At 59.6% G+C, this 16,727-nt stretch carries 17 protein-coding genes; 3 read left to right on the forward strand and 14 right to left on the reverse strand.

Annotated elements, in window-relative coordinates:
- The first annotated feature begins 31 nt into the window (after nucleotides 1–31).
- Nucleotides 32–496, forward strand: coding sequence for a hypothetical protein (locus tag AC3YUO_RS04825; protein WP_489961902.1), 465 nt, complete (start codon nucleotides 32–34; stop codon nucleotides 494–496).
- 21 nt (nucleotides 497–517) lie between these two features.
- Here the strand turns inward: AC3YUO_RS04825 and AC3YUO_RS04830 are convergent, their stop codons facing one another.
- A complete protein-coding gene (locus AC3YUO_RS04830) occupies nucleotides 518–688 on the reverse strand; it encodes a ribbon-helix-helix domain-containing protein (protein ID WP_489961903.1) in 171 nt (56 codons plus the stop codon).
- Nucleotides 689–803: 115 nt separating this feature from the next.
- Here AC3YUO_RS04830 and AC3YUO_RS04835 point away from each other — a divergent pair, with 115 nt between their 5' ends.
- Complete coding sequence (locus AC3YUO_RS04835) at nucleotides 804–980, forward strand: hypothetical protein (RefSeq protein WP_489961904.1); 177 nt, start codon at nucleotides 804–806, stop codon at nucleotides 978–980.
- Between the two features lie 802 nt (nucleotides 981–1,782).
- Here AC3YUO_RS04835 and typA read toward each other — a convergent pair.
- From typA to AC3YUO_RS04855, 4 genes are all read right to left on the reverse strand, one after another.
- Nucleotides 1,783–3,612 (reverse strand): translational GTPase TypA, encoded by a 1,830-nt coding sequence (typA, locus tag AC3YUO_RS04840; RefSeq protein WP_489961905.1) that lies wholly within the window; start codon nucleotides 3,610–3,612, stop codon nucleotides 1,783–1,785.
- A 614-nt stretch (nucleotides 3,613–4,226) separates the two neighbouring features.
- A complete protein-coding gene (locus AC3YUO_RS04845) occupies nucleotides 4,227–4,928 on the reverse strand; it encodes a YjjG family noncanonical pyrimidine nucleotidase (RefSeq protein WP_489961906.1) in 702 nt (233 codons plus the stop codon).
- Nucleotides 4,921–5,112: a hypothetical protein gene (locus AC3YUO_RS04850; RefSeq protein ID WP_489961907.1), complete on the reverse strand. Its 192-nt coding sequence runs from the start codon at nucleotides 5,110–5,112 to the stop codon at nucleotides 4,921–4,923. Before AC3YUO_RS04850 ends, AC3YUO_RS04845 begins: the two co-directional genes overlap by 8 nt.
- Nucleotides 5,113–5,132: 20 nt before the next feature.
- A complete protein-coding gene (locus AC3YUO_RS04855; RefSeq protein ID WP_489961908.1) occupies nucleotides 5,133–7,007 on the reverse strand; it encodes a sulfatase-like hydrolase/transferase in 1,875 nt (624 codons plus the stop codon).
- Nucleotides 7,008–7,699: 692 nt separating this feature from the next.
- Here AC3YUO_RS04855 and AC3YUO_RS04860 point away from each other — a divergent pair.
- Nucleotides 7,700–9,121 (forward strand): glycine--tRNA ligase, encoded by a 1,422-nt coding sequence (locus AC3YUO_RS04860; RefSeq protein ID WP_489961909.1) that lies wholly within the window; start codon nucleotides 7,700–7,702, stop codon nucleotides 9,119–9,121.
- An 893-nt stretch (nucleotides 9,122–10,014) separates the two neighbouring features.
- On the opposite strand, the gene AC3YUO_RS04865 is transcribed toward AC3YUO_RS04860, so the two are convergent.
- The 9 genes from AC3YUO_RS04865 to AC3YUO_RS04905 all read right to left on the reverse strand — a co-directional run.
- Entirely contained in the window at nucleotides 10,015–10,251 is a 237-nt protein-coding gene (locus AC3YUO_RS04865) for a helix-turn-helix domain-containing protein (protein ID WP_489961910.1), read from the reverse strand.
- 88 nt (nucleotides 10,252–10,339) lie between these two features.
- A complete protein-coding gene (gene rnhA, locus AC3YUO_RS04870) occupies nucleotides 10,340–10,777 on the reverse strand; it encodes a ribonuclease HI (protein ID WP_489961911.1) in 438 nt (145 codons plus the stop codon).
- Between the two features lie 77 nt (nucleotides 10,778–10,854).
- The gene (locus AC3YUO_RS04875) at nucleotides 10,855–11,061 is read right to left on the reverse strand and encodes a helix-turn-helix transcriptional regulator (protein ID WP_489961912.1); all 207 of its coding nucleotides are present in this window, start codon (nucleotides 11,059–11,061) and stop codon (nucleotides 10,855–10,857) included.
- 4 nt (nucleotides 11,062–11,065) lie between these two features.
- Nucleotides 11,066–11,377, reverse strand: coding sequence for a DUF6442 family protein (locus AC3YUO_RS04880; RefSeq protein ID WP_489961913.1), 312 nt, complete (start codon nucleotides 11,375–11,377; stop codon nucleotides 11,066–11,068).
- Between the two features lie 172 nt (nucleotides 11,378–11,549).
- Nucleotides 11,550–12,443: an aminoglycoside 6-adenylyltransferase gene (locus tag AC3YUO_RS04885; RefSeq protein WP_489961914.1), complete on the reverse strand. Its 894-nt coding sequence runs from the start codon at nucleotides 12,441–12,443 to the stop codon at nucleotides 11,550–11,552.
- 27 nt (nucleotides 12,444–12,470) lie between these two features.
- Nucleotides 12,471–13,670, reverse strand: coding sequence for a vWA domain-containing protein (locus AC3YUO_RS04890; protein WP_489961915.1), 1,200 nt, complete (start codon nucleotides 13,668–13,670; stop codon nucleotides 12,471–12,473).
- Nucleotides 13,671–13,779: 109 nt separating this feature from the next.
- Nucleotides 13,780–14,589, reverse strand: coding sequence for an AAA family ATPase (locus tag AC3YUO_RS04895; protein WP_489961916.1), 810 nt, complete (start codon nucleotides 14,587–14,589; stop codon nucleotides 13,780–13,782).
- A 389-nt stretch (nucleotides 14,590–14,978) separates the two neighbouring features.
- The gene (locus tag AC3YUO_RS04900; protein WP_489961917.1) at nucleotides 14,979–16,502 is read right to left on the reverse strand and encodes a peptidoglycan DD-metalloendopeptidase family protein; all 1,524 of its coding nucleotides are present in this window, start codon (nucleotides 16,500–16,502) and stop codon (nucleotides 14,979–14,981) included.
- Between the two features lie 41 nt (nucleotides 16,503–16,543).
- A partial coding sequence (locus tag AC3YUO_RS04905; RefSeq protein ID WP_489961918.1) for a hypothetical protein occupies nucleotides 16,544–16,727 on the reverse strand: 184 nt, incomplete at its 5' end.

Genomic DNA, 16,727 nt, shown 5'->3' on the forward strand with positions numbered 1-16,727 from the left:
GCAGCCAAAGCCGGGAAGGGGAGATCGCACCGTGCGGGAAAGCAGCACTGCACCTGAGCAGCTGGCGCAGGCCATCCGCTCCGGTGATCGTCGGCGCATTTGGGACGCCTGCTGTGAGATTGCCTCTCTAAGCCAGAACCATGGAAAAATTATGGCGCTGATGCCCTTGAAAGAGGAACTGATTCGTCTCTCCCGGGACGCAGCACAGAAAGGCGGCCTCTACGGACAGCCAGTGTGGCTGAACCGGGCGCTGAGTGTTCTGGAGTTTCATGAACATCTCGCCACTTGTCCCTGCGCCCTGTTTGGGGAACAGGATCGGCCTGACTTCCGGCTGGAGGAAGGCTATGTGGCGCTGATTTGGAAGGGCACGCCCAATTATATGGGAGAGTGCGGCTATACCGTGCGCTGTACCCGGTGCGGCACAGTTTATCAGGTGGAGCCTCGGGAATATCACTCCCTTTGGTGGGAGTGGACACCTGTGGACAAACAGCCGTAATAAAAAGGAAAGGCTGGCGGATTACTCCGCCAGCCTTTTTTCATATTTTTTCAACAGGTCCTCAATGGCCTCGTCAATAAGCCGGGATTTGGGAATTCTGGTTTCCTCGGCCAACTGGTTAAATTCTTTCATCAGCTCATTTTTCAATGAGGAGGTAAACCTTGTCCGGTTCACCAGCACAGCCTCCGCCATTTTCCCACCACCTTGCATCAACTTGCATCTCCTAGTGTATCCAATGGGTTTGTAAAAAACAAGTGATTGCACCTTGCACCTAATGATGTATAATAGTGCAAGGAGGTGTGTTAGAATGGAACTCAACCAGCAAGAAAAAGTAGACCTTTCTGTGGAAGTGGATAGTAAGACGGCAAAGGCTCTGGATTATATTGCTCGCTTCCATGGCTGCACGGTGGAGGAGTTGGTGGAAAACTACATCAAATCAGAACTGGACAAGCTGCCGGATCCGCCCGACGATTTTGAGCAGTAACGGATTCCGCCTGCGGGCGGGGGAGGGGATGTTTCGCCTCCAGGCGAGTAGGGGATAGTTTCGCCCTGCGGGGCGACCTACTTTGCCCGCGCCGGCAAAGTAGGCAAAACGCCGCCGGGGGCGGCTCACGGGCATTTTCAATGCCCTATCCCGCCGCGCCCCGGACCCCCTGTTTTTTCTACGAGAGAGCCACCAAGGGGCTATGTATCTCCATCCGGCGCGGGCAAAGGACAGGACACCGTTCCTCGCGCCGCCCGCTGCCGCTCCATGTCGCTTGAACGGGCTTATACTCCTACAAAAGCGATCGCGCCTACTTTTCAGCCATCGCGGGGCGGTTCGGTGGTCGCTCCGCCTCCGTGGCTGGTGCTGGATGGGCAAGACTGCCGTAAACACGCACCTGCTCCAGGTCCGCACCCGCCAGCGGTTTCGTCGACCGCAGGCTTATTCTGGCGCGGAAGCTTGCAGGTCACTACCAACCCCTGGGGGGTACATCCAATAGGGGGGACCGCAGTCCCCCCTGTGTTGGTCGTTTCAAGGGGATGGGGTATCTAGGGGAAGGGGGAAATCGAAATCCCCCTTCCCCTAGACGGTTCTTTGGTGACTTTCTGTCCGCACAGAAAGTCACTCGCCCGGGGGCGAAATATCCCCACCCCCGTCCCGCCCGCAGGCGAAACCATTTCCCCTCTTCAATGCACGACAAATAGAAATCAAACATGCCTACACTCCAAAAAACAAAAACGTCCGGTATTTTACATTTCATAAAATACCAGACGTTTTGAATTTTACCACATATCAGGCTGTTTTAGCCCTTCTTCTTGGAAGCCTCACGCATCCGCAGGCCGTGGTCCAGAATGCGCTTGCGCAGACGCAGATTCTCGGGGGTGCACTCCAGCAGCTCATCGTCAGCCAGGAACTCCAGGCACTGCTCCAGGCTCATCTGCTTTGGGGTGGTGAGCCGCAGGGCATCGTCGGAGCCGGAAGCACGCATGTTGGTCAGCTGCTTCTTCTTGCACACGTTGACGGAGATGTCCTCCTGCTTGGGGGTCTCGCCCACGATCATGCCGGCGTAGACCGGGGTGCCGGGGCCGATAAACAGGGTGCCGCGCTCCTGGGCGTTGAAGAGGCCGTAGGTCACTGCCTCGCCAGTCTCGAAGGCCACCAGGGAGCCGTTGCTCCGGCGCTGAATCTCGCCCTTGACGGGGGCGTAGGAGTCAAACACGGAGGCCATGATGCCCTCGCCCTTGGTGTCGGTGAGGAACTCGTTGCGGTAGCCGAAGAGGCCACGGGCGGGCACCAGGAACTCAATCTTCATCCGGTCGCCCACGGGGTTCATCTGGACCAGGTCGCCCTTACGGGAGCCGATCTTCTCCATGACAGCGCCCACGCTGTCGGCGGGCACGTCCACCACCAGGCGCTCGATGGGCTCGCACTTGACGCCGTCAATCTCCTGGTAGAGCACACGGGGCGGGGAGACCTGGAGCTCATAGCCTTCACGGCGCATGGTCTCGATAAGGATGGACAGGGACATCTCGCCGCGGCCGGCCACGTTGAAGGAATCGGTGGAGTTTTCTACCTCGCTCACCCGCAGGGACACGTCCTTCAGCGTCTCACGGAACAGGCGCTCCCGCAGCTGACGGGAGGTGACAAACTTGCCCTCCTTGCCCGCGAAGGGGGAGTCGTTCACGGAGAAGGTCATCTCGATGGTGGGGGCGGAGATCTTCACAAACTCAATGGGCTCCACACAGTCGGGGGCACAGATGGTGTCGCCGATGGTGATGTCGCCGATACCGCTCATGGCAATGATGTTGCCGGCGGTGGCCTCGGTGACGGGCACCTTGCCCAGGCCGTCGAACTCATAGAGGGCGGTGGCCTTGGCCTTCTTGGGGGCAGCGTCGGGGTCGTGGTAGTTGCACACGGCAATCTCCTGGTTCTGCTTCACCGTGCCCCGCTCAATGCGGCCGATGGCGATACGGCCCACAAACTCGTTGTAGTCGATGGAGGACACCAGCATCTGGAAGGGGGCGTCCACATCGGCCTCGGGGGCGGGGATATACTGGAGAATGGTGTCGAAGAGGGGCTTCAGGTCGCTGCCCGCCACGTCGGGCTGCACGGAGGCGGTGCCCTGACGGCCGGAGCAGAAGAGCATGGGGCTGTCCAGCTGCTCGTCGGTGGCGTTCAGGTCCATCAGCAGTTCCAGCACCTCGTCAATGACCTCGTACACACGCTGGTCGGGGCGGTCGATCTTGTTGACCACCACGATGACCCGGTGGCCCAGCTCCAGGGCCTTGGAGAGCACGAAGCGGGTCTGGGGCATGGGGCCCTCGGCGGCGTCCACCAGCAGGATAACGCCGTTGACCATCTTCAGAATACGCTCTACCTCGCCGCCGAAGTCGGCGTGGCCCGGAGTGTCCACAATGTTGATTTTCACGCCGTTGTATTCAATGGCGGTGTTCTTGGCCAGAATGGTAATGCCGCGCTCACGCTCCAGGTCGTTGGAGTCCATGACACGCTCCACGGTCTGCTGATTCTCCCGGTAGATGCCGCCCTGCTTGAGCATCTCGTCCACCAGGGTGGTCTTTCCGTGGTCGACGTGGGCAATGATGGCAACGTTTCTCAATTTCTCATTCCGCATATATACGTCTCCTTACTTTCTATGGCAAAGGCCGCCCGCCGCCCCGGGGCGCACCGGCGGCACCTACATACAAAGGTCCCCAAACGCAGGGTTCGGGGGCTCTCTCCACGATCTGACGGAATATTATATCCCCATTTTTAAAAAAAGGCAACGCCTTTTCCCAGGAAAAAGGAGAAAACAGGAAAATCTTCTTTAAAATTTCCCCTTCAAACACAAATCCGGACAATAAAAAATGTCCCTCCGCGCTTCTCACCCCCACAGGGGGAACCCAAAAGAGGGTCTGGCCAGAAACTCACAGCCCGGCGGGGCGGGGCGATGAGACATCGGCCCCTACCCACCGCAAAAAGCTTGATGCGGTTTCAGAATAACGGGCGGATAATATCCGCCCCTACGGGAGCGGCCAACGGGCTGAGCTGCAGACCGGGGACAGACGGGCGAATACCATCCGCCCCTGCCCAAAAAAGGAAAACCGTCCGCAGCAGGCGGCCGCAGGCCGCCCCTACGCAAAACAGGAAGGCCCAAAGGCGAGGGAGAGGGCGTATCTGCCCGAGCCCTTTCTTACGGGCGCAGAGGCGAAGCGAAGCTTCGCAGAACGTTCTTTGCCAAGCTTTCTTTCAAGAAAGCTTGGGGAGGTTCAGGATGGCGTCCACTTCGTTCAAATCGGAGATGATATAGTCCAGGTCCATTCCCTCGGGCGCGGGCAGCTTTTTGGGGTTATACCAGCAGCACTGCAGCCCGGCCGCCAGCCCGCCGGCCATGTCGCTGGTGAGGGAGTCCCCCACCATCAGAATGCTACGCCGGTCCACCGGCCCGATGGCCGCCAGCACCTGGTCAAAGAAGGCCTGGCTGGGCTTCTCCGCCCCCAGCAGCTCGGAGATGAACACCCCGTCCAGCAGCCGGTCCAGGCCGGAATTTTTGAGCTTCCGCTCCTGGGCGGTGCGGGTGCCGTTGGTGGCGGCGTACTGCCTTACCCGTCCTTTGAGCCGGGCCACCAGCTGATCCGCCCCGTCCTGAAAGCGCACCGTGTCCCCCAGCTTCTCCTGGTAGCGGGCGTTGAAGGGCTCGGCCAGGTCGGGGGAGAAGCCCTCCCCGGCGAAGAACTCCCGGAACCGGCCCACCAGCACCTGGGGCTTGGTAATCTCTCCGCGCTCCAGCCGCTGCCAGTAGACCCGGTTGAGGGCGGAGTACCGCTCCAGCCGCTCCGGGGTCAGCTCACCCAGGCCGAAGGCGGCAAAGCAGTCCTCCATGGCGGCCTTCTCCGCCGCCAGAAAGTCCAGCAGGGTGCCGTCCACATCCCACAAAATGACCTCAATCATCACACTTCTCCTGTTCCTTCGGTTTGTTTTCCGTCTCCCGGCCCCGCCAGCAGATCGCCCGGTTGCCGCAGGAGGAGCAGCCCCGGCCGCAGCCCCGCTTCTTCCCGTAGTCGTTTTTCAACAGCAGGACGATTGGCACAATCACCACTGCCGCCCAGAACAGGGCCTGGACAAAGTCCCCCATAGCGTTCTCCTCTCTCCCGGTCAGGCGCCGGGGACAACCTTATTTTCCCGGTAGTACTGGGCCCCCAGGAAGGCCTGGAGGAAGTTGCTGTCCTCCGGTTCCAGAGTGTCGGTAACAGCTCCGTCCACCAGATAGAGGTCCTGTCCGTGGACCATAGGGGTGATTTCCCGCATCTGGCGGGACAGCTGCATGAAGGCGGGACCCTCCCAGCCGCACTGGTTGAAGAGCTCGGTCATGAGGAAGGCGGGAGAGAAGTCGCCGCCGTCGCCCACAAAGTCGTTGCCCAGCACCTCCTTGGCCGCGGAGTTGGCCCAGATGAGGTAGGGAGTGGAGTAGTAGTCGTAGAAGCCCTCGGTGGTGGACAGGTCGAAGGTCACCCCCAGCTCCCGGTAGCCGGAATTGCCGTTGCCGCCCCAGGGCTTGTGATCTCCGAAGAGGACCAGCACCACCGGCTCCTCCATGGACTCCAGCTCCTCCGTCAGCCACACCATGGCGTCCATGGTGTCGGCTACCCCGTTGAGGTAGTTGTTCCAGATGTTGCAGCTCTCCTGGCTGAGGCCGGAGTTGGTGGGGGTCAGGTGCTCCACCGCGGAGGTGAAGGTGGTCTCATAGGGCCCGTGGTTCTGGTAGGACACGGCGAAGGAGAAGCAGGGGCCATTCTCCACCTGGTCCTCCAGCTGGTTGGCCAGCTCGGTCACCAGAATGTGGTCAGAGTTGTAGATGGCCGACAGGGGAGAGACCAGCGCCTCGTAGTGGTTGTCGGTGAACCACTGCTCCTCAAAGCCCAGGTATTCGTTGACGTTCTGGCGGTTATAGAACCAGCCGTAGCCCGGGTGGCTGAACATGGTCTGGTAGCCCTGGCTGCGGAAGTACCAGACGTAGGAGTCGGTGGGCTTGCGGAAGTCGTCGTGGGTGGTGTAGCCGGTGAGGAAGCCCCACTCGCTGTCCACGGTACCTCCGGCGAAGATGTTGGTGAGCAGGTTGCCCGTCACCGACTGCTCCTCCAGCTGGTGCCAGGGCTCGTAGGCCCGGACCACCGCCTCGTGCTCTCCCAGCACCGGCAGGTCGGTGAGGTCGCAGAAGGCCTCCAGCATGATGCCCATGACGCTGACCTTCTTCTCCGCGGGGATGTCCTGGTCGGCGAAGGCAGACAGCAGGGTTTGGGCGTTCCCCTCGTTGTAGCCCTCAGGGGGCGTGGGGAACATCTCCTGGAAGGAGTAGAGGAAGGGGTAGACGCAGCCCTTGGACACAAAGACCTCCACATCGGACCACTGGTTGATGAAGCGGTTGTTGGCGGTATTCTGGTAGAGGGTAGGGCTGAGGTACCAGGAGTAGAAGGCCACTCCCATGAGGGCCAGGCAGCTGAGGGTGCCGAAAGCCCGGTTTTTCCAGTCCCGCAGGCCACTGGGCATGAGGAAGATGGTGAACAGCAGACCGGCCACGAAGCAGAAAACGGTGAACCAGGTCAGCCAGGTGATGTCCAGGGTGTAGCCTCCCACGATGCCGCCCGCCTCGGCAGCCAGACGCAGGTCGGTGGCCAGCAGGGGGTCGGATCGCAGGCGGATTTTGAAGTAGTTCACCATGGAAATGCCCACGATGGGAAGGAAGCTGAGCAGGAAGCCCGCCCAGGCCCGGCGGAACAGGAAGTAGCCCAGCCAGATGAGGGCCACGGCGGGCAGCAGGTTCAGCGCCAGAATGACGGGGTGGGTGAGGTAGGAGTAGAGAATGGCCATGGAGTTGAGCTTTGTGTAGGCGGTGGCGGCGTAGAAGAGCCCCAGCCCGCCGATGCAGCAGCCCATGGCGGTGAGGGAGATGGCCAGCCATATGGTATGCGCCCGGGCCAGCCGGGGGTCGGATCCCTGGGGCAGGCGCATAATGTTCAGCAATCGCTTCATGGTTTGTGATCCTCTTTCATGTCGGAAAATGGGGTTTTCTGAAAAATTGCAGCAAGTAGTATAGCACAAAATCAGAAAAATTCCAACCCACCCCCGCTTTCTTGAAAGAAAGCTTGGCAAAGAACTTCCTGCGAAGCTTCGCTTCGCCTCTGCGCCCGTAGGGAAAGGATATGGTCAACGGAATGGTCTCCCTCGCCTTCGGGCTTTTCCTGGGGGCACGGCTCCGGAGGGGGACTTTGGGTTGGTTTCGCAAGAACCTATGGCCTATGTGGCTGTCCTCGGCCGGGGGTGATGACCTTTTACCCGAGCAAAAAGCTGTATAGGGGATTTGTCCCCAAAAATTGGGTGAAATTCTCTTGACAGCGGGGAAAATCTGTACTAAAATGCGGTTTACAGCCACAGCAGGGAACAGTACCCCGAACACCGGAGTGCAGAGAGAGAGCGGTTGGTGCAAGCTCTCCCGGGACGCGGCGCGAAGGCCCCCTGCTTGCCGCGGGCAGGAAATGGCCCGCCGGCTCCCCGCCGTTACCGGGACGAGAGTGCGCATCAGCCAGATGCGAATTCAGGTGGAACCACGGACAAAGTGTTTTTGTTCGCCCTGAGCCGACAAAACGGCTCGGGGCGATTTTTTATTCCAGCGTGAGATAAGCTGCCTTGAGCCAAACCATCTTGATGAAAAAGGAGTTTGGAACATGAAAAACACCGAAAAGACCATGGAAAAAATCGTCGCCCTGTGTAAGGGCCGGGGCTTCATCTTCTCCGGTTCCGAGATCTACGGCGGCCTGGCCAACACCTGGGACTACGGCCCTCTGGGTGTGGAGCTGAAGAACAACGTGAAGAAGGCCTGGTGGAAGAAGTTCGTCCAGGAGAACCCCTACAACGTGGGTCTGGACGCCGCCATCCTGATGAATCCCCAGGTGTGGGTTGCCTCCGGCCACGTGGGCGGCTTCTCCGATCCTCTGATGGACTGCAAGGAGTGTAAGGAGCGCTTCCGCGCCGACAAGGTCATCGAGGACTGGTGCCAGGAGAACAACTTCGACCTGGGCCACAGCGTGGACGCCATGACTCAGGCCCAGATGAAGGAGTTTGTGGAGGAGCACAACATCCCCTGCCCCACCTGCGGCAAGCACAACTGGACCGACATCCGTCAGTTCAACCTGATGTTCAAGACCTTCCAGGGTGTCACCGAGGACGCCAAGAACACCGTGTATCTCCGTCCCGAGACCGCCCAGGGCATCTTCGTCAACTTCCAGAACGTCCAGCGCACCACCCGCCGCAAGCTGCCCTTCGGCGTGTGCCAGATCGGAAAGTCCTTCCGCAACGAGATCACTCCGGGCAACTTCACCTTCCGCACCCGCGAGTTCGAGCAGATGGAGCTGGAGTTCTTCTGCCAGCCCGGCACCGAGCTTGACTGGTTCGCCTACTGGAAGAAGTTCTGCCACGAGTGGCTGCTGGGCCTGAACATGAAGGACGAGAACCTGCGTCTGCGTGACCACGAGCCCGAGGAGCTCTCCCACTACTCCAACGCCACCACCGACTTCGAGTTCGTCTTCCCCTTCGGCTGGGGCGAGCTGTGGGGCGTGGCTTCCCGCACCAACTTCGACCTGAATGCCCACCAGACCACCTCCGGCAAGGACATGACCTACTTCGACCAGGAGAAGAACGAGCACTATATCCCTTACGTCATTGAGCCCTCCCTGGGCGCCGACCGCGTCACCCTGGCCTTCCTGGTGGACGCCTATGACGAGGAGGTTGTGGACGCCGAGAAGAACGACGTACGCACCGTCCTGCGCCTGCACCCCGCTCTGGCCCCCTACAAGTGCGCTGTGCTGCCCCTCTCCAAGAAGCTGGGCGACAAGGCCCGCGAGATTCAGGCCGAGCTCTCCAAGTACTTCATGGTGGACTACGACGACGCCGGCTCCATCGGCAAGCGCTACCGCCGTCAGGATGAGGTGGGTACCCCCTACTGCATCACCGTGGACTTCCAGACTGTGGGCTCCGACACCGAGGAGGCCGACAACGCCGTCACCATCCGTGACCGCGACACCATGGAGCAGGTCCGCGTGCCCATTTCCGAGCTGAAGGCTTGGCTGGAGGAGAAGCTGGCTTACTAACTTTTCTTGAAAGAAAAGTTAGCAAAAGAACTTTGTGCGAAACTTCGTTTCGCCTCCGCGCCCGTAATAAGCATCAGGCAGGAGTGACGTCTTCCGTCGCTCCTGCCTTTTTCTTGTTTTTTGTGGGGACACATAGTATTTGCCCACCAATTCGTATTATTGAACTTGATGCAAAAAGATGTTTCGCCACCGGGCGAGTAACTTTCTGTGCGGACAGAAAGTTACCAAAGAACCGTCAAAGGGGAGAGGGATTTCGATTTCCCTCTCCCCTTTGAAATCCCCACTCCTTGAAACGACCAAGCACAGGGGGGACTGCGGTCCCCCCTATTGGATGTACCCCCCAGGGGTTGGCAGTAACCTGGAAACTTCCGCGCCGAAATAGGCCTGCGGTCGACGAAACCGATGGCGAGTGCAGAACTAAAGCAGATGCGTATTCATAAGCAGTCTTACATATTAAGCACCAGCCACGGAGGCAAAGCAACCACCGAACCGCCCCGCGATAGCTGAAAACCAGGCGCGATCGCTCTTGAAGGAGCAAATACTTATTCAAGCAACACGGAGCGGCAGCGGGCGGCGCAAGAAACGGTGTCCTGTCTTTTACCCGCGCCGGATGGATACAACTTCGCTCTTTGGTGGCTCTCCCGTAAAAATAACGGGGGTCCGGGGCGCGGCGGGATAGGGCATTGTAAATGCCCGTGAGCCGCCCCCCGGCGGCGTTTTGCCTACTTTGCCGACGCGGGCAAAGTAGGTCGCCCCGCAGGGCGAAACCATCTCCATCCCCGCCCGCAGGCGAAATCCCCATATCCTTTCACATAACAAAATAGTCGATTCTATTCTTAATAAACATTCCAAAAACAAAAAAGCGACCCCCCAAAGGGCCGCTTTTGCTGAACTTATTGCAAGAGATCATCATAGGTGGTATCCAGCGCATCCCGAATACCCCGAAGCTGCACAGCTTGGATGTGCTGAGTTTCCCGCTCAATCTTCACCAAGGTTTCCCGGGTCATGGAGATCCCTTCCAGCTGCAGCCGCCGTACCAGTTCAGTCTGTCCAACACCTTTTTCCAGCCGAATGCGCCGGATATTTTGTCCGATGTGAATTTCGTCCTGTTTAATCTTTTGGCCTTCCATGTCCTGCCTCCAAAAAAAGAACCAAAACTGGTCCTGCTATTATAAAATTATGGGGGCCCCTGACAACGAGGGGCCCCATTTTATTGTGTTACTTAAACTTCTGGCTCTCCGCCACGGCCAGCTGGTCGCAGCGGTTATTGTAGGGATTTTCCGCATGGCCCTTGACCCAGTGCAGGTGAACGGTGTGCTTCTCGCACAGGTCCAGCAGCCGTCCCCACAAATCCGGGTTAAGAGCAGGCTTTTTGTCGCTCTTCACCCAGCCCCGGGCCCGCCAGCCCTTGGCCCAGCCCTTGCCCAGGCCGTCAATGACGTACTTGGAGTCGGAGTAGAGCTCCACAATGCAGGGCTCGTTGAGCGCCTCCAGGGCGGTGATAACCCCGGTGAGCTCCATGCGGTTGTTGGTGGTCTGCCCCTCTCCCCCGGAGAGCTCCTTCTTGTGGGGGCCATACATGAGAATGGCGCCCCAGCCTCCGGGGCCGGGGTTGCCCGAACAGGCGCCGTCGGTATAGATGGTCACGGTCTTCATGGTTTGCTCCTTTGCTGCGTGGTAGTCTGCCCGGGCCGACGCCCGAAGGGATTCCCTCTGCCGCGGGAGAAAATCCCTTAAAAATAGAAGAGATCTTCAAACTTCTTGTCCAGGGCGATGCACAGCACCAGAGCCAGCTTGGCTGTGGGATTGAACTGGCCCGTCTCAATGGAGCTGATGGTCTGCCGGGACACGCCCACCAGCTTGGCCAGCTCCCCCTGGGACAGATTTTTTTCCGCCCGGGCCACCTTCAGCCGGTTTTTCAGCTCCAGTCCTTGCTCCATTCACTCACCACCCTGTCATATATCTTACCAGATTATACACCAGGAAGGCAAGACAAACGAGGGCCAGAACCAGCTGGGACCTCTGCTTCAAATTCACCGCCTTGTAGAGATAACACCCCAGAGAACAGGCCCAGAACATGGACAGAATATCCCCCACCGGAATGCCGTGGGCCATCTTCCAGGTGGTCAGCAGCAGACCAATGCCAAAGACGAAAATCAGGCTGAAGGACTCCCCCTGGATGCGGATGATCCGCTCCCGCTCGTCCTGGTTTTCATTTTCCCGGCGGCTCTTTTCCAGAATTTCCTGTTTTTCCATGTGGAAAACTTCCTTTCTCAGCTTGCGTCGGCCCGGCCGCGGCCTCCGCTGTTGAGGAGAGCATAGCACAGCCGATTCAATGTGTCAAGTATACTTGTCAAAAAAGCAAGTATACTTGATAATCCAAAAAAGAAAAAGGGCGGCTGAGGTCAGCCGCCCCTGTGGAAAAAAATCAGCGCTCTTCGGGGGAAATGGGCCAGGCCTGGCTCTGAGCCCAGGCGGCGTAGCGGACAAAGCCCTCCTCCTCCCCCGCGGGATAGGTGAGGGAGAGGCGGCAGGCCACGGTCTGTGCCGCCTCAGCAAAGAGGGACTGGGCGCACTCCACCGCCTGCCACAGCTGGGCGAAGCTGCCGCCGGGGTAAGTCTCACAGTACCGGCGGTAGAGCTCCGGGGGCAGATACCGGCCAAAATAGCGGCTGTGCTTGCCGCAGGAGAGGGAAAAGTCCGTCTCTGTCCCCACGTACCAGCTCAGCATCTGGTCCAGCATGGCCCGGGTCTGGCTGTGGTAGACCCCCATGGCAAAGGGCAGCTCCTGCCGGGCGATTCCCTTGACCACGTCGCACAGGGACCAGAAAAACTCGTTGCAGCAGCCGGTCAGCTGGCGCTGGTCGGGGCGCTGCACCCAGAAGTCGGCGTCGGTGGGGGGCGGAAGCTGGGGCAGGCAGCCCACCTTGTCCAGCAGCGGGAGAAAGAGGCGGTTTCGGAAGGCCCCCCGGTTCAGATGGTCCACCGTCTCCACCCCCAGGTCGATGCGGGTGCCGTCGGCAAAGAGCAGCAGCCAGGAGTAGGCCTCCCGGTCGTCCCCCAGCAGGCCGAAGCGGGCCCCGTAGCCAAAGGGGCTGTTCTGCTCCTGCTTCAGGAGAATGGGGCCGAAGCTCTCCAGCCAGGCGGGGTCGGAACGAAAGCCGGCCACCTCCCGGACTACATACATCACATCAAAATCCTGAAAGACGTCCCGGGATACCCGGGGGTTGGCCCGGGAACCCTTCAGATAGGCGGCCAGCACCCGGTCGTCCTCCCGGGCCCGGGACAGAATCAAATCCATCATCTGACGGTCACTGCGCACGAGAAAAGACTCCTCTCCGCCCGCCCGTTACCGGGCTAGCAGCTTTTTCATGCCCTCCTCCAGGCCCTCCACGGTGAGAGGGAACATGGGGAACACATTGGCAATGGTGTCGTAGGTCTGGGACCAGTACTGGCCCCAGTCGGGGCGGGAGCTGGGGTTGAGCCAGATGGAGCTCTTGTACCGCTCCCGGATGCGCTGGAGCCAGTCCAGGCCGCACTGGGGACCGTCGGGATCGCCGCTGCGGCCGTAGTAGCCTCCCAGCAGCTCGTAGGGGGCCATCTGAGCATCGCCTACCAGGATAACCTTCCAGTCCCCGGGCAGGTTGGACAGTACCCACTGGGTGGTGACGCTGTCCCGGCTCAAAAGGTGTGGGGTGTTGTAGAGCCGGGTGTAGACGCAGTTGTGGAAATAAAAGACCTTCAAGTCCTTGAAGTGGCCGGACTTGCTCACCGCCTGGAAGAGGGCGGAGCACAGCTGGGAGTAGTAGTCCATGGACCCGCCCGAGTCCATGAGCAGCAGCACCTTCACCGTGTTCTCCCGGGGACGCTTGTAGCGCACCTTCAGCATGCCGCCGCTGTCGGCGGTGTCCTGGATGGTGTTGTCCACGTCAAACTCCGTGGGCGGCAGGTCCACCAGGCCCGAGTACTGGCGAAGCCGCCGCAGGGCCACCTGGAACTGGCGGGTGTCCAGGGTGTTGTCCCGGCGGAAGTCCCTAAACTTCCGCTCTCCCGCCACCCGGAAGGCCCGGTGGTAGCGGGACTCGCCCCCCACCCGGATGCCCTTGGGGGACAGGCCGGAGTTGCCGAACACCGACATGCCGTGGGTGCCCACCCAGTAGTTGCCGCCGTTGTGCTCCTCGTTCTGTTCCTGCATCCGCTCCTTGAGCATGCGCTCAATCTCTTCCTCGGAGAGGCCCATGTTTTTCAGGGCCTGCTCCTCGTCCCAGTTGGCGTAGTCGTTCAGAACGTCCGGCCGGTTCAGCCAGTCCATCAGCTCCTGGGATACCTCCTGTTCCAGGGGCACGTCCTTGAAGTACTCCAGAAAGCAGCGGTCAAAGCGGTCGAAGTCCGCCTCGCTCTTCACCAGCAGGCAGCGGCACAGGTAGTAAAACCCAGTGAAGCTGGAGCCGTGGAGCCCCTTGTCCATAGCCTCCATCAGGCTCATCCACTCGGTGAGGGACACTTTCAGGCCGTTTCGCCGCAGCAGATAGAGAAAATCTCCGAACATTATGGTTCCTTTCCCCTCCACAGCTGGGGATAGATCCCCAATCCTATATTTTTTGTATAGGAAAACCTGTGGAAGTTCTTTTTGGTTCTTTTTCTTTCAAGAAAAAGAATCATCTCCACGCCCGGCGCAGGGCGTCCATATCCTCGTTCTTCTTCAGCAGCACACCCAGATAGGGGACCTCCTTCACCACCCGCTTGGGGTCCACGCCCCCATGCTGGAGAGCACGGATCCAGTCGATGATCTCGCTGGTGGAGGGCTTCTTCTTGATCTGGGGCAGCTGGCGAATCTTATAGAAGGCCTCCAGCACCTGGGTGAGGAGCTTCTCGTCCAAATCGGGGAAGTGGACCCGGACGATGTCCGCCATCAGCTCCTTGTCGGGGAACTCGATATAGTGGAAGACGCACCGGCGCAGGAAGGCGTCGGGCAGCTCCTTCTCGGCGTTGGAGGTGATGATGACCACCGGGCGGTGCTTGGCGGTGATGGTCTCCTTGGTCTCGGGGATGTGGAACTCCATGCGGTCCAGCTCCCAGAGAAGGTCGTTGGGGAACTCCAGGTCGGCCTTGTCAATCTCGTCAATGAGCAGAATGACCTGCTCCTCAGCGGTGAAGGCCTCGCCCAGCTTGCCCAGCTTCACGTACTTGGCGATATCATCCACACCCTGGCCTCCGAACTGGCTGTCGTAGAGGCGCTGGACCACGTCGTAGACGTACAGGCCGTCCTGGGCCTTGGTGGTGGACTTGATGTTCCAGATAATGAGCTTCTTATTCAGGGCCTGGGCGATGGCCTCGGCCAGCATGGTTTTGCCGGTGCCCGGCTCGCCCTTGATGAGCAGGGGCTTCTGGAGCACCATGGCGATGTTTACCGCCCGCAGCAGCTCGGGGTCGGCCACATAGTTCTGACTTCCGCGAAATTCATCCATGTTCTAAAATCCTTCCCGGCCCCGAAGGGCCTTTGTATTCCATGGCTCAAATTTTATCGGCTTTTTTCCAAAAAGGCAAGCCCTAAGGAGTGCCCACAACCCCTCCCCCCGCTTTCTTGAAAGAAAGCTTGGCAAAGAACTTTTTGCGAAGCTTCGCTTCGCCTCCGCGCCCGCCCGGTGGTCTGGGATGGGATGGAACCTATATTTGCCCGCCTGTGGAGTCCGCTTCGTAGGGGCGGATAGCATTCGCCCGAAATTTTGGAACGGCATGGGGTCCTTTGAGGTAGGCAGGGGCCGATGTTCCAAATGGGGAGAGCGCATTTTTGGTGCAGCGGTGCGAAAAAATCAGGAGGTCCCCCGGCGGGGACCTCCTGTTATGATTCCGATTGTCAGCTGAGGTAGTTGAGGGGGTTCACTGCGGTGCCGCGAACACGGACCTCGAAGTGACAGTGGACGCCGGTGGCACGGCCGGTGCTGCCGGCCTTGGCAATAGCCTGACCCTGGTAGACCTTGTCGCCCGCCGACACCAGCAGGGAGGAGTTGTGGGCGTAATAGGTCTGAGTTCCGTTGTCGTGGGTGATGATGACCAGATTGCCGTAAGTGCCCTTATATCCGGCGAAGGTGACAGTGCCGCCGTCGGCCGCCTTGATGGTAGCGCCGTAGGAGCAGGCAATATCCAGTCCGGAGTGGTAGCTATAACTGCCGAAGATATACCGTCCGCCGAAGTAGGAGGTAATCCGTCCGGATACGGGCCACTTGTAGGTGCCCTTGGAGGCGGTCTTGGGTTTCTCCTTGGTGCCCACAGCCTTGACGGTAATGGTGGGCTCCCGCAGGGTGGTGGTGGAGGTAACGGTGCGCTCCTTTTCATAGCCGTTGACGAAGGTCACATCGGCTTCCACCTGCTCCTCGCCCTCCACGCCCTGGGTGACGATCTTGGTGTCGCCCTTATACATGGAGTCATCCTCCACTTCCTCCACCGGGCAGGCGATGGACTGGGTATAGACCTGGTGCTCAGTGGTCTGGACGGACAGGACGGGGATGAGCTCCTTCACGTTGAGCACGTCGCCCACCATCAGGCGGTTGATATCCACATCGGGGTTGAGGGCCTTCAGGTCGCTGACCGACATATCGTTGGCGTAGGCGATGGCGTTGAAGGTGTCGCCCTGCTGAACGGTGTAGGTGGTCTCGCCGGTGGAGTTGGCCTTCAGGGCGGCCTCCATCTCCTCCACCGTCATCACGTTGTCGGAGGCGTAGACGTAGTTGATGGACACATCCTCCACAAAGTCCACGGAGGTGGTATTCTCCGTTACGTACTGGTCCTTCAGCTCCTGGAGCATCTCATTCAGGGCGTCCTCGTCCTTGACCACGCCGATGCTCTTGCTGTTTACCACCACCTCGCACTTGCGCAGGTGGCTGCTGACGGAGGACAGCTGGCCGTAAAAGTAGTTCTCAATCTCGGTCTCGCTGCTCAGGTCGCTTTTCAGGGTCAGGGTGAACTGGTAGTCCAGCTCGCCCTCCACCTGGTACTCATAGCCCAGCAGGGAGGATCCCTCCTCCTCCACCTGGCGGATGGCGTCGGTCACCATGGCCTGGTCGGCCACCACGCCCACCGCCTCACCATCCATGGTGACGGCGTAGCTGGGGGAGTAGAGGGTGGTGATGGTCAGCGCCACACCCAGAGCCGCGGACACACCCAAAAAGGAAATGGGTCCCACAGCCCGGTGGCTGGCCACCGCTCCGTGGAACACATGGCTCCAGCGGCGCGTATGGATGCGGGACCACTCCTTCCAAAGGGCCCAGCGGCGCTTGGCCTCCTGGCGGATGGCCTCCCAGTCCGGGCCGTTGGATTTGCTGCTATTTGATTCTCCCTTGGGCGCGGACGACCCGCGCCCCCGGCGATGTAAGTCCAACATAAAATCCCTCACGGTAAAAAATGACAATCCGGAAAAAAGAGTTACAAATCGGTAACAAAAATAATATACACGTTTTCCGCTCTTACGTCAACCCCTTTTCCCGGTTCAAACCCTTGATTTTCTTGCTTTTTTGGCCCTGGGGAAAAACGGCAACATCTTGTGGCCCGGGGAGGGGAGAGGGTCTTTTCTCCACAAAAAACAGAAACCCGCCCCACCGGAACCACT

This window comes from Pseudoflavonifractor sp. HNCC25GI2 (assembly GCF_058136395.1).